Origin of the sequence: Klenkia marina (genome assembly GCF_900101025.1) — a bacterium.
Classification (GTDB): domain Bacteria; phylum Actinomycetota; class Actinomycetes; order Mycobacteriales; family Geodermatophilaceae; genus Klenkia; species Klenkia marina.
In genome coordinates this window covers 107,624-119,497 of record NZ_FMUH01000005.1, presented here as the reverse complement: position 1 = coordinate 119,497, position 11,874 = coordinate 107,624, and the positions used below count along the sequence as shown (strand labels likewise).

The following is an 11,874-nucleotide window of genomic DNA, read 5'->3' as shown; positions in this document are numbered from 1 at the left end:
AAGTACCCGGGTGCGCTCAGGCGGTGGCGCGGCGCCGGCGGCGGGCGGACAGCTCGTCGTCGGCCTGGACCGGACCGCCGTCCAGCCGCTCGGCCGGGAGCTCGGCGAGCTCGCCGGACAGCTCGCGCAGCGCCCCGGAGACGGCGATGCCGAACACGCCCTGGCCACCGGCGAGCAGGTCGACGACCTCCTCGGCGGAGGTGCACTCGTACACCGTGGCGCCGTCGGACAGGAGCGTGATGTTCGACAGCTCCTTCACCCCGCGGGTGCGCAGGTGGTCGACGGCCTTGCGGATGTTCTGCAGCGAGACGCCGGTGTCCAGCAGCCGCTTGACGACCTTGAGCACCAGGATGTCGCGGAAGCTGTAGAGGCGCTGGGTGCCCGAGCCGGTGGCGGTGCGCACCGAGGGGGCGACCAGACCTGTTCTCGCCCAGTAGTCCAACTGCCGATAGGTGATACCAGCGGCGGCGCAGGCCGTCGGGCCGCGGTAGCCGAAGGCGTCGCTGTCGGCCTCGTCGTAGGAGGGAGCACCCACTGCTGCATCGGTGAACAGCTGACCCTGGTTGCCGTCGCCCACGTCAGCGTCCTCCTCGTCGAGCGGCCCACCCGGACGTCCGGGTCGGGGGCCCCGCGCGACGCCCGAGCCGTGGGCTCGAGTTGCACCGGGGTGATTCACCGAAGGTAGGCGGGGCCGCCGGGCCGGTCAACCGAGGGCGGCGGCGTGTCGACCAGCTCACCCGCAGGGGTGACCTGACCGTGACCTGCGATGGGCTCGGTGTCACCGCCCGCTCACCCACCGTCAGCTACCGGGCTCCTGCTGGCCGGGCCCGAAGAAGTCGTCCGGCGTGACCTGGTCGAGGAACTCGCGGAACTTCTCGACCTCGTCCTCCTGCTCGTCGGGGATCTCGATGCCCACCTCGTCGAGCAGGGCCTCGGCCCCGTAGATCGGCGCCCCCGTGCGGACGGCCAACGCGACGGCGTCCGAGGGCCGGGCGCTGACGGTGCGCTGCTCGCCGAACACCAGCTCGGCCAGGTAGATGCCGTCCTTCATCTCGGTGATGTGCACGGCCTCGAGGCTGGCCCCCAACGTGGTGACGACCTCGCGGAGGAGGTCGTGGGTCATCGGCCGGGCCGGCCGGACGCCCTGCTGCTCGAACGCGATGGCGGCGGCCTCGACCGCGCCGATCCAGATGGGCAGGTAGCGCTCGCCCTGGGTCTCCTTGAGCAGCAGGATCGGCTGGTTGCCGGGCAGCTCCACCCGGACGCCGACCACTCTGAGCTCCTGCACGTCGGGCCTCCCCGGTCGGTGTGTCGGTCGCGCGGGCAGCGGGACCGTCGTGGATGAACCTACGCGGGATCAGGCGTCGGCGTCGGGGCCCAGCACCTCGCGCAGCCGGGCCTCCAGCAGGGCCGTGTGCAGCTGCGTCGACAGCGCACCCAGCTCCTGCAGCTGCTCGGCGGCCCGTGCGCGGGCATCCTCCGAGCGGGCCAGCAGCACCGGTGCCACGACCTGCTCGACGAGCGCCGCCTCGCGCTCGGCGCTGGTGCGGTGGACGCGCAGGTGGCGGGGCTCGATGCCGTGCCGCGCCAGCCCACCGGCGGCCTGGGCCACCGGGAGTGCCGACGCCGGGTACCGGCCGTCCGCCCCGGGGGTGATCAGGCCGTACTGCACGCAGTCGGCCAGCTGACCCGGCTCGAGCCCGGCGGCCGCGGCGAAGGCCGCCTCCGACATCGGCTCGGCCGGCCCGGCCGACTCCGCGGGAGCGGTCGGTTCGACCGCCGCGGGCACGGGAGGTGCCGCCGGTGCCGACGTTGCCGCCGGAGCCGACGCCCCGAGCAGGGCCTCGCCGCGGTCGAGGGCGTCGAGCTGCTCCTTGATCACCCGCAGCGGCAGGTACTGGTCCCGCTGGGCGGTGAGCACGAACCGGAGACGGTCGATGTCGGCCGTGGAGAACTTGCGGTACCCCGACGGCGTCCGCTGCGGGTGGACGAGGTCCTCGCCCTCCAGGTAGCGGATCTTGGAGATCGTGACGTCGGGGAACTCGTCCCGCAGGCCGGCGAGCACCTCGCCGATGGTGAACCGGGGCCGGCCGTCGGCCGCGGCCCTGCCTGCGTCGGGGAGGTGCCCCTCGGGCCGGGCCGCGGCGGTCACGACGAGACGGGCTCGCCGGTGCGCGGCCCGGTCAGGTAGACCAGTCGGAACTTGCCGATCTGCACCTCGTCGCCCCCGGCCAGCGAGGCGACGTCGACCGGCTCGCGGTTGACGTAGGTGCCGTTCAGGCTGCCGACGTCGTGCACCGTGAAGCCGCCGCCCTCGCGGTGGAACTCCACGTGCCGGCGGCTGACCGTCACGTCGTCGAGGAAGATGTCGCTGTCGGGGTGCCGGCCGGCCGTGGTGACCTCCTGGTCGAGCAGGAAGCGGCTGCCGGCGTTGGGGCCGCGCTTGACGACCAGCAGCGCCGAACCGGCCGGCAGGGACTCCACGGCGCCGGCGTGGGCGTCGAGCGGGGTCTCACCGGTGGCGGGGGCCTCGCCGGAGTCCTCGCCGCCGACCTTGGGGATGACGCTGGTCGACTCGCCGGCGCGCTCCGGGGAGAGGGCAGAGCCGCACTGCGCGCAGAAGCGACTGCCCTCGGGGTTCTGGTGTCCACATCGAGTGCAGTGCACGGGGTCTCCTCCGGTGTGCAGGCGGCACCGCCGCGGACCTTCTGTCGACCCCCTGTCGATCAGGTGGTCGGGCCGCGGCCGGCCGGGTGGGTCGGCCGCCGCGTGTGCGGACGGGCCGGGATCATGGAACCAGTCGGCCGACCCGAGGGTCAACCGGACGTCGAGGCTTGTGCTGCCGGGCCGCCGCGGGGCTCTCTCGCCCCGCGCCGGACCTGTCCCGGCGAGCATAGTGAGCGCCGCACGCGGGGCGCCCGGGGGTGGCCCGCGTGCGGTCGCGGGCCACCGCTCCCGGTGGTCAGCCCTGCTCGACCAGGGCCTGGTAGGCGGCGGCGTCGAGCAGCTCGGCGGTGGGGTCGTCGGTGTCCCCGGTGACCTCGATCTCGATGAGCCAGCCCTCGCCGTACGGGTCGGAGTTGACCGTCTCGGGGGCGTCGGTCAGCGCCGCGTTGACCGCGGACACGGTGCCGGCCAGGGGGGCGTAGACGTCGGACACGCTCTTGGTGGACTCGACCTCGCCGACCGGGTTGCCCACGGTCAGCTCCTCGCCCACCTCGGGCAGCTGGACGAACACGATGTCGCCGAGGGCGTCCTGGGCGTGGTCGGTGATGCCGATGCGCACCACGGTGGCCGCACCCGAGGTGCCCTGGACCTGGGCCCACTCGTGCTGGTCGGTGTAGCGACGGTCGTCGGGGGTGCTCATCGTGAAGGTCTCCTCAGTTGTCGTCGGGCTCTGCGTACTGGGCTTGGTCGAGGGGGCGCAGCGCGTCGACCACGACCAGCTCGGACTGCTCGATGCGGACGTCGCCGCCCTTGCCGCGCACGGTGGCGCTCACCCCGCCGGGGATGTCCATGGCCGTGGCCAGCACCTGCGGGTCGCCGATGACGACCACGACGTAGGGCGCGGTGAGCGCCGTGCCGTCGATGCTGAGCGAGCCGTCGGTGCCGGTGACGGCGCTGCTGACCCCGATGCGCACGTCGTCGACCTGCATGGTCTCGGCGCCGGCGCCGCGCAGCTCCTGGATGGTGTTGAGCATGATCGCCGGGCTGATCCGGCCGTCGGGGTCGGTGATCGTCATGGTCAGGCCCTCGCCCTGCGCGGCGATGCTGCCGTTGAGGATGCCCAGCTCGGTGGCCCGCTGCTGGGCCTCGGCGAGAGCGGCCGAGGACTGGCTGTCGGTGTCGGTGAGCTGCTCCAGGGCGGTGCGCTGCTCCTGGATCTGCGCGCGCAGGCGGTCCTCCCGGGCGTTGACGTCGTCGAGGATGCGCACGAGGTCCTCCTCGCGGGCACCGGAGTAGGTGACGTCGGTGTCGTTGCTGCGCACCTGGACGGCGAAGGCGAAGCCCAGCAGCAGGGTCAGGACCCCGATGAGGGCGGCGGCCAACCGGTCGCGCCGGTGGTGGCGGACGCGGTGCCACAGCGAGGGCCGGGGCTCCTCCGCGGCGGTCTCCTCCGCGGCGGGCTGCGCGTCGGCGGGCTCCTCGTCGGCAGGCTGCTCGTCGGCAGGCTTCTCGTCGGCCACGGCTGCTCCCCTCAGGCCCGGAAGAGGTGTCGGCGGATGGCGGCGGCGTTGCCGAAGATGCGGATGCCCAGCACGACCACGACCGCGGTCGACAGCTGCGCGCCGACCCCGAGCTGGTCGCCCAGGAACACGATGAGCGCGGCCACCACGACGTTGGACACGAAGGACACGACGAACACCTTGGCGTCGAAGATGCCGTCGAAGCGCGCCCGGATGCCGCCGAAGACGGCGTCGAGGGCGGCGACGACCGCGATCGGCAGGTAGGGCTGCAACCAGACCGGGACGCTGGGGTCCAGGAGCAGGCCGAGCACCACGCCCACCGCGAGGCCGAGGATGGGGATCACGGTGTCAGTCTCCGTCGTCCGCGCCGGCGGCCGTCGTGGGGGTGGCGCCCCCGGGCGGGGTGGCGGACGCGTCGGCGGGCTCGACCGGTCGGGCGGCCCGCAGCTCGGCGCTGCCGGCCCCGTCCATCTGCAGGTCGTCGGCCCGCCCGAAGGTGAACACCCAGTCGTAGGTGATCTGCAGGTTGCCCAGGTACCGGGCCTCGGGCGAGGTGATGAACCCGTCGTAGAGCGCGTCGCGGTCACCGATCGCCAGCACCTCGTAGGGGCTCGTGACCGGCCGCAGGTCGACCAGGATCGCGCCGCCGGCCTGGCGGATGGTCGTCGTGGGGCCCAGCCGCTGGCCGTCGACGCTGATCGCCTCGGCGCCGGCCGCCCACAACGAGTTGACCAGCAGCTGCAGGTCGCGGTCGAGCACCTGCGCGACCTGGTCGGTCTCGGCACCGCCGGCCACCGGGTCGTCGTCGGCCGAGGGCAGGGTGTTGCCCAGGGTGACCCGCAGGCCGGGCCCACTGACCGGCTCGGTGGCCGCGCCGGCCTCCTGGCGGGCGAGCTCGGCCAGCGCCCGCTGCCCCCCGAGCGAGGACGACAGGGCCTGGTCGCGCGCCGCGCCGACGTCGGTCTGCAGCTGCGACAGGGTGGCCACGAGGTCGTCGGTCACCCCGGACTCGCGGTCGATGTCGGCGATGAGGGCTTCGCGGATCTGCTCGCGCCCCGCAGAGCCGGCCGAGGCCTGGTCGTAGGTGAGCGCGGCGAGCAGGCCGGCCAGCACCATGGTGGCGGCCACCAGCGCCTGGCCGCGGGCGCGGGCGCCGCGGCTCGGGGCCGGGCGCGCGGCACGGGCCTGCGCGGCCTGCGCGTAGGCGGGGTCGAGGGTCTCGGCGAGCACCTGGTCCAGCAGCGAGGCACCCAGCGAGCGGGTGCGCGAGGCCTGCTGGGTCCCGGTCACCGCTCGGCCCGGCTCTGCCGGACCAGACCGGCCGCCTGGACGACGTAGAGCACGCCCGACAGCAGGTACAGCGCACCGCCCCAGATGGCCAGGGCGTAGGCGGGCGGGGCGATGACGGTGGCCAGCCAGCCGGCGCCGTCGGCCATGAGCAGACCGGGAAAGGCGTACAGCAGGATGAACGTGGCGGCCTTGCCCGGGTAGTTGACCTGCAGCGGGGGCCAGCCGTGCGCCCGCAGCACGAGGAGCACCAGCAGCAACACCAGTTCGCGGCCCACGATGGCTGCCACGAACCAGAGCGGGACGACGTCGCGCAGCACGAACGCCACGAGCGTGGCCACGATGTAGAGGCGGTCGGCGGCCGGGTCGAGCAGGGCGCCGAGCTTGCTCGACTGCCCCAGCGCACGGGCGATCTTGCCGTCGGCCCAGTCGGTCACCCCCGAGACCATGAGGACGACGACCGCCCACCCGTCGGCCTGCGGCCCCAGCAGCAACCACAGGAAGAGGGGGACGCCGAGCAGCCGCAGCGCCGACAGGGCGTTGGGGATGGTCCAGACCGCGTCGCCCAGCTCGTCGCGCGAGGTCGGCGCCGCTGCCGTCGCCGTCGTCGCCGCCGGCGTGGAACCGGCTCGGTCGGCGTCGCCCTGCTCCCCCTCGGTCACCGGTCCAGGCTAGTGGCCACTGCCGGTCCGCCGGCCGGTCGACCCCCACGACCGCCCGCGGGTCGCGATCGGCGCCCGTGGGGGGCCGTGGGGGGCCCGTGGGGGGCCCGCAGCAGTGCGGCCGGGGTCGACGCCGTGCTCGCGTTCGAACACCTGTGCGACCATGGCGGCATGAGCAGTGCGGTCCCGACCGGCCAGGCCGACCCGCAATGGGTGCGCGGCGGGTGGGGGCACACCGTCCGGTCGCAGGACGAAGCCCTCCGGGCCGTCATGCGCATCGTCGGGGTCGCCCCGGGCCGGCAGTACGTCTGGCGCGGGTGCGTCAGCAGCAGGCGGCCCGTCCGGTCCTCGCTCCTGCAGTCGCTGGTGGTCGAGGAGTCCGAACCGCTGCCCGACGAGACGCTGGTGCGCGGGCAGGAGCTCGCACTGCTGCGGTCCGCCCGGGCGTGGGGGCCCGGCGCCGGGCCGCACCCCCAGGCCTCCGACCTCGAACTGCTGGCCCACCTGCAGCGCCACGGGGTGCCCACCCGGTTGGTGGAGGTCACCCGCAACCCGCTGACCGCGCTGTGGTTCGCCTGCGCCCGCGGCGACGACGAGTCCGGCGTCCTCGTCGCGCTCGACGTCACCGACCTGCCGGTGCACCCCACCGTCGACCCGCAGCCGCACGCGGGCCACGAGGGCCGCGGCTGGGCGCTCCGCCGGGCGCTGCGCCGGTCGGCGGTGCTGGGGCAGCCGTTCCTGGTGCAGCCCACCGATCCTGACCGGCGCACCGCCGCCCAGGAGGGGCTGTACCTGACCGGGGTCGTGCCGCGCACCGAACCGGTGCGCGGCCTCGACGGGCTCCCGCTCCGGCCCGGCACCCCGCCGGGGAAGCAGAAGCTGGCCGACCTGTTCGCCGAGGGCCGCCGCCGGGCGGGGCGCCCGGGCCGGTTGCCGTTCTGCGCCCTGGTGGTGCCGGCGGACCTCAAGCGCACGATCCGCACCCACCTCACCGCGGTCGGCCGGCAGCGCGCCGTCCTGTTCCCCGACGTCGACGGCTTCCGCGACGCCGTCCGCGACGACGACGTCGACCTGCACCCGACCCCGCCTGTGCTCAGCCCCTTCGACGACGCCCTCGCCGACGAGCCGGCCCCCTAGACTGCCGGCCAGTGCCCCACGGTCGCCGGGAAGGACGTCTCATGGTCAGCACGCAGACCGCGGCCTCCACGGACCCCGCGGTGCAGCTGCCCGGCGCCGGCCCGGGCGACCCCGGCCAGGAGTACGTGCGTGCACTCGACCGGGGGCTGGCGGTCATCCGGGCCTTCGACGAGGCACACCCCCGCCGCACGCTGGCCGAGGTGGCCCGCGCGGTCGGACTGGCCCCGGCCACGGCCCGCAGGCTGCTGCACACCCTGCAGTCGCTGGACTACGTCGGCACCGACGGCCACACCTGGTCGCTGCGGCCCCGGCTGCTGGAGCTCGGCGCGGCCTACCTGTCGACCACCACGGTCTGGGACGTCGTCCGTGAGCGACTCGGGCACCTGGCCGCCGAGGTCGCCGAGACCGCGTCGGCCGGGGTGCTCGAGGGGTCCCACGTGCTCTACACCGTGCGGGTGCCCTACCGGCGGATCATGACGATGAACGTCGAGGTGGGCAGCCGGATCCCGGCGCACGCCAGCTCGATGGGGCGCGTGCTGCTGGCCGACCTCGACGACGCCGAGCTCGAGGCCTGGCTCGACCGCACCCCGCTCGACCCGGTGACCACCGGCACGGTGCGCTCCCGGGACGAGCTGCGCGACCTGGTCGTCCAGGTGCGCGAGCAGGGCTGGGCGTCGGTGGACCAGGAGCTCGAGGCCGGGGTGCAGTGCGTGGCCGCCCCGGTGCACGGCGCCGACGGCCGGGTGCTCGCCGCGGTCACCCTCTCCTCGCACACCTCCCGGACCGACGCCGGGCAGCTGACCGGGCACCTGCTGCCGGCCCTGCTGCGCGCCGCGGCCGACATCGACCGGGACCTCGCCCGGCGCTGAGGGCCCGCCACCGACCGCACGGCATTGACGCGTCGTGGGGTGCGGGGCTTGACTGCCCCGGCCGCCTCCGCTGTGTGAAGTGGTGTTCGTCTAGCGAACAGAACCGCCGTGGAGGAGATGCCCATGACCCCCGAACCCGCCGCACCCGCCGACGAGCTGTTCAGCGAGGAACGCTCGGCCGAGGTGGTGGCCGAGAGCTTCGCCGGCACCCCGGACCCCCGGCTGCGGCAGGTGATGACCTCGCTGGTGCGCCACCTGCACGACTTCGTCAAGGACGTCGAGCTCACGGAGGCGGAGTGGGAGGCCGCCGTCGACTTCCTCACGCGCACCGGCCAGACCTGCACCCCGACCCGCCAGGAGTTCATCCTGCTCTCCGACGTGCTCGGGGTGTCGATGCTGGTGGAGACGATCAACCACCGCACCGGCGGGACGGCGACCGAGTCGACCGTGCTGGGCCCCTTCCACATGGTGGCCTCCCCGGCCCGGCATCTCGGTGACGACATCGCCCTGGACGGCAAGGGCACGCCCTGCCTGGTGTCCGGGCGGGTCGCCGGCCCCGACGGCGAACCGCTGGCCGGCGCCACCGTGGACGTGTGGCAGACCAACGAGGACGGCTTCTACGACGTCCAGCAGCCCGGGATCCAGCCCGAGGGCAACCTGCGGGGCATCTTCACCACCGACGAGGACGGCCGGTTCTGGTTCCGCTCGGTCGTCCCCCGCTTCTACCCCATCCCCGACGACGGCCCGGTCGGTCGACTGCTGGCCGCCACCGGCCGGCACCCCAACCGCCCCGCGCACCTGCACTTCATCGCCGAGGCCGCCGGCCACCGGTCGGTGACCACGCACGTGTTCGTCGCCGACTCCCCCTACCTGGACTCCGACGCCGTCTTCGGCGTCAAGGACTCCCTCGTGCGCGAGACCCCCGAGGTCGACGACCCGGCCCGGGCCGCCGAGCTCGGGCTGCCCAACCCCTTCCGCACCCTGACCTTCGACCTGTCCCTGCTGCCGTCTGCGTCGGACCGGTGAGGGCCTTCACCTACGACGCGCTGCCGATGCGCGTCGTCTTCGGTCCGGGGTCGCTCGCCCGGCTGCCCGAGGAGGTCGCCGCGCTCGGCCTGACCCGGGTCCTCGTGCTGTGCTCCCCGGAGCAGGAGGCCACCGGGCAGCAGGTCGCGGCGGCCCTGGGTGACCGCGCCGCCGGCGTGCTGGCCGAGGCCCGGATGCACGTGCCGGTGGAGGTGGCCCATGCCGCCCGCGACCGCGCCGCGCAGCTGGGCGCCGACGGCTGCGTGGCGGTCGGCGGCGGCTCGGCGGTGGGCCTGGGCAAGGCCGTCGCCCTCGAGCACGGGCTGCCCGTCATCGCCGTGCCGACCACGTACGCCGGGTCCGAGATGACCCCGGTGTGGGGCCTGACCGAGGGCGGGACGAAGCGGACCGGTCGCGACCGGCGGGTGCTGCCGGTGTCGGTGGTCTACGACCCCGAGCTCACCACCACGCTGCCGGTGGCCATGTCGGTGACCAGCGGGATCAACGCCCTGGCCCACGCGGTCGAGGGGCTCTACGCCCCCGACGCCACCCCCGTCGTGTCCCTGATGGCCGCCGACGGCGCGCGTGCACTGGTCGGTGCCCTGCCCCGGCTGGTCGCCGACCCGACCGACCTCGCCGCCCGCGGCGACGCGCAGTACGGCGCCTGGCTGTGCGGTGCCGTGCTGGGGGCCACGACCATGTCGCTGCACCACAAGCTCTGCCACGCCCTGGGCGGCACGCTCGACCTCCCCCACGCCCCCACCCACACCGTCGTCCTCCCCCACGTGCTGGCGTTCAACGCGCCGGCCGCACCCGAGGCCGCCGCGGCGGTGTCGGCGGCGCTGGGCGGCGCCGAGGACCCGGCGCGGGCGCTGTGGGACCTCGTGGGCGAGCTCGGCGGCCCCCGATCCCTGGCCGAGCTCGGCATGGCCGCCGACGACGTCGGCCGGATCGCCGACCAGGTGCTCGCCGCCCCGTACGGGAACCCCCGCGAGGTCACCCGCGAGGGGCTCGTGACGCTGCTGCGGCGGGCCCGGGAGGGCCGGCCGCCGACCGCCTGACCCCACGCTGGTCGGCTGCATCGCTCCAGGCGATGCGCAGCATCCAATTCCGTCGTTCGACCAGGTGCCGGTGGCGCTCGACACTGGCCCGGACCCCATCCGGGCCGGTGCCGGGACCCCCTGTCCCGGCTGCCCGGAGCCCCGCACCCGAGAGGCCGACGATGACCGCTCCTGCCGTGTCCGCACCCGTGTCCCCCGAGGACACCGCCCTGACCTACGACGACCTGCTCGCCGCGGTCACCGACCCGTCGGGCCGCGAGGTGCTCGACCCCGCGACCGGTGAGCTGGTCGGCCGGGTGCGCGAGCGCACCGCTGCCGACCTCGACGACGCCGTGGCCGCCGTCCGCGCGGCGCAGCCGGCCTGGGCCGCCCGGTCCGACGCCGACCGGGTCGCACTGCTGCACGTCGCGGCCGACGCGATCGAGGCCGCGGCGGAGCCGCTGGCCGAGCTGCTCTCCCGCGAGCAGGGCAAGCCGCTCAACGGCACGGGCGCCCGGTTCGAGGTCGGCGGCTGCGCGGCGTGGCTGCGGGCCACCGCGGCCACGCCGCTGCCCGGGGGCGAGACCGTGGGCGACCCGGACACCCCGGCCGTGCTGAACTACCGCCCGGTCGGCGTCGTCGGCGCGATCGGTCCGTGGAACTGGCCGATGATGATCACGATCTGGCAGATCGCCCCGGCGCTGCGCATGGGCAACACCGTGGTGGTCAAGCCCTCCGAGCACACGCCGCTCAGCGTGCTGGCCCTGCTGCACGTGCTCGACGGCGTGCTGCCCGCCGACGTCGTGCGGGCGGTCGCCGGGGGCCGCGAGGTCGGCGCCGGCATGGCCGGGCACCCCGACGTCGACAAGGTGATGTTCACCGGCTCGACGGCCACCGGGCAGGCCATCATCCGCAGCTCCGCGGACACCGTGAAGCGGCTGACCCTCGAGCTGGGCGGCAACGACGCCGGCATCGTGCTGCCCGACGTCGACCCGCAGGCGATCGCCGAGGGCCTGTTCTGGGGCGCCTTCATCAACACCGGCCAGACGTGCGCGGCGCTCAAGCGCCTGTACGTGCACACCGACGTCTACGACGCCGTCTGCTCCGCCCTCACCGAGGTGGCCAGGGCCATGCCGATGGGCCGCGGGCTCGACGAGGAGAACGTGCTGGGTCCGCTGCAGAACCGGGCGCAGTACGAGATCGTCGCCGGCCTGGTCGAGTCGGCCCGGGAGTCCGGCGCGCGGATCCTGCTCGGCGGGGACCCCGACCCCCAGGCGCCGGGCAACTTCTACCCGACCACGCTGGTCGCCGACGTCGACGACGCCAACCCGCTGGTCGCGCAGGAGCAGTTCGGTCCGGCGCTGCCGATCATCCGGTACACCGACGTCGAGGAGGCCATCGCGGCGGCCAACCGGCTCGACGTGGGCCTGGGTGCCTCGGTGTGGAGCAGCGACAGGGACGCCGCCCGCGAGGTCGCCGGCCGGCTCGAGGCGGGCACCGTGTGGATCAACTCGCACGGCATGGTGCACCCGTTCATCCCGTTCGGCGGCCACAAGCGGTCGGGCTACGGGCTGGAGTTCGGCGTCGAGGGCCTGAAGGCCGTCGCCGTGCCGCAGATCATCAACGGCTGACCCCACCACGCCGACGTGCCCCCGGCCCACCGCGA

Annotated in this window: 14 protein-coding genes; 5 read left to right on the top strand and 9 right to left on the bottom strand. The window is 74.7% G+C overall.

All coding sequences use genetic code 11. The features are described from left to right. Positions 1-16 precede the first annotated feature (16 nt). From BLP29_RS15005 to clsA, 9 genes are all read right to left on the bottom strand, one after another. Positions 17-577 (bottom strand): MerR family transcriptional regulator, encoded by a 561-nt coding sequence (locus BLP29_RS15005; protein WP_092805897.1) that lies wholly within the window; start codon positions 575-577, stop codon positions 17-19. A 222-nt stretch (positions 578-799) separates the two neighbouring features. After that, positions 800-1,288, bottom strand: a complete 489-nt coding sequence (locus BLP29_RS15000) for a bifunctional nuclease family protein (RefSeq protein WP_092805895.1) — start codon at positions 1,286-1,288, stop codon at positions 800-802. A 69-nt stretch (positions 1,289-1,357) separates the two neighbouring features. Beyond that, positions 1,358-2,152: a transcriptional regulator FtsR gene (gene ftsR, locus BLP29_RS14995; protein ID WP_092805893.1), complete on the bottom strand. Its 795-nt coding sequence runs from the start codon at positions 2,150-2,152 to the stop codon at positions 1,358-1,360. After that, the gene (gene odhI / locus BLP29_RS14990) at positions 2,149-2,667 is read right to left on the bottom strand and encodes an oxoglutarate dehydrogenase inhibitor Odhl (protein WP_092805891.1); all 519 of its coding nucleotides are present in this window, start codon (positions 2,665-2,667) and stop codon (positions 2,149-2,151) included. The genes ftsR and odhI overlap by 4 nt, the downstream gene beginning before the upstream one ends. Before the next feature lie 295 nt (positions 2,668-2,962). Further along, positions 2,963-3,367 (bottom strand): glycine cleavage system protein GcvH, encoded by a 405-nt coding sequence (gcvH, locus tag BLP29_RS14985; protein ID WP_092805889.1) that lies wholly within the window; start codon positions 3,365-3,367, stop codon positions 2,963-2,965. Between the two features lie 13 nt (positions 3,368-3,380). Further along, the gene (locus BLP29_RS14980) at positions 3,381-4,187 is read right to left on the bottom strand and encodes a DUF881 domain-containing protein (protein ID WP_243469996.1); all 807 of its coding nucleotides are present in this window, start codon (positions 4,185-4,187) and stop codon (positions 3,381-3,383) included. An 11-nt stretch (positions 4,188-4,198) separates the two neighbouring features. Continuing rightward, positions 4,199-4,531, bottom strand: a complete 333-nt coding sequence (locus BLP29_RS14975) for a small basic family protein (RefSeq protein ID WP_055768226.1) — start codon at positions 4,529-4,531, stop codon at positions 4,199-4,201. A gap of 4 nt (positions 4,532-4,535) precedes the next feature. Continuing rightward, positions 4,536-5,477: a DUF881 domain-containing protein gene (locus BLP29_RS14970; protein ID WP_092805885.1), complete on the bottom strand. Its 942-nt coding sequence runs from the start codon at positions 5,475-5,477 to the stop codon at positions 4,536-4,538. Beyond that, the gene (gene clsA, locus BLP29_RS14965; RefSeq protein ID WP_243469995.1) at positions 5,474-6,136 is read right to left on the bottom strand and encodes a cardiolipin synthase ClsA; all 663 of its coding nucleotides are present in this window, start codon (positions 6,134-6,136) and stop codon (positions 5,474-5,476) included. Before clsA ends, BLP29_RS14970 begins: the two co-directional genes overlap by 4 nt. Before the next feature lie 171 nt (positions 6,137-6,307). On the opposite strand from clsA, the gene BLP29_RS14960 reads away from it, so the two are divergent. The 5 genes from BLP29_RS14960 to BLP29_RS14940 all read left to right on the top strand — a co-directional run bounded on the left by BLP29_RS14960 (position 6,308) and on the right by BLP29_RS14940 (position 11,839). Beyond that, on the top strand, positions 6,308-7,273 hold the full coding sequence (locus BLP29_RS14960; protein WP_133379190.1) for an FRG domain-containing protein: 966 nt from the start codon (positions 6,308-6,310) through the stop codon (positions 7,271-7,273). 41 nt (positions 7,274-7,314) lie between these two features. Further along, on the top strand, positions 7,315-8,142 hold the full coding sequence (locus tag BLP29_RS14955; RefSeq protein WP_092805881.1) for an IclR family transcriptional regulator domain-containing protein: 828 nt from the start codon (positions 7,315-7,317) through the stop codon (positions 8,140-8,142). 123 nt (positions 8,143-8,265) lie between these two features. Then, complete coding sequence (locus BLP29_RS14950; protein ID WP_207798518.1) at positions 8,266-9,168, top strand: intradiol ring-cleavage dioxygenase; 903 nt, start codon at positions 8,266-8,268, stop codon at positions 9,166-9,168. Further along, positions 9,165-10,229 carry a maleylacetate reductase gene (locus tag BLP29_RS14945; protein ID WP_243469994.1) on the top strand — a complete coding sequence of 355 codons (1,065 nt, stop codon included), beginning with the start codon at positions 9,165-9,167 and terminating at the stop codon, positions 10,227-10,229. Before BLP29_RS14950 ends, BLP29_RS14945 begins: the two co-directional genes overlap by 4 nt. A gap of 176 nt (positions 10,230-10,405) precedes the next feature. Continuing rightward, a complete protein-coding gene (locus tag BLP29_RS14940) occupies positions 10,406-11,839 on the top strand; it encodes an aldehyde dehydrogenase family protein (protein ID WP_243469993.1) in 1,434 nt (477 codons plus the stop codon). Positions 11,840-11,874: the final 35 nt, after the last annotated feature.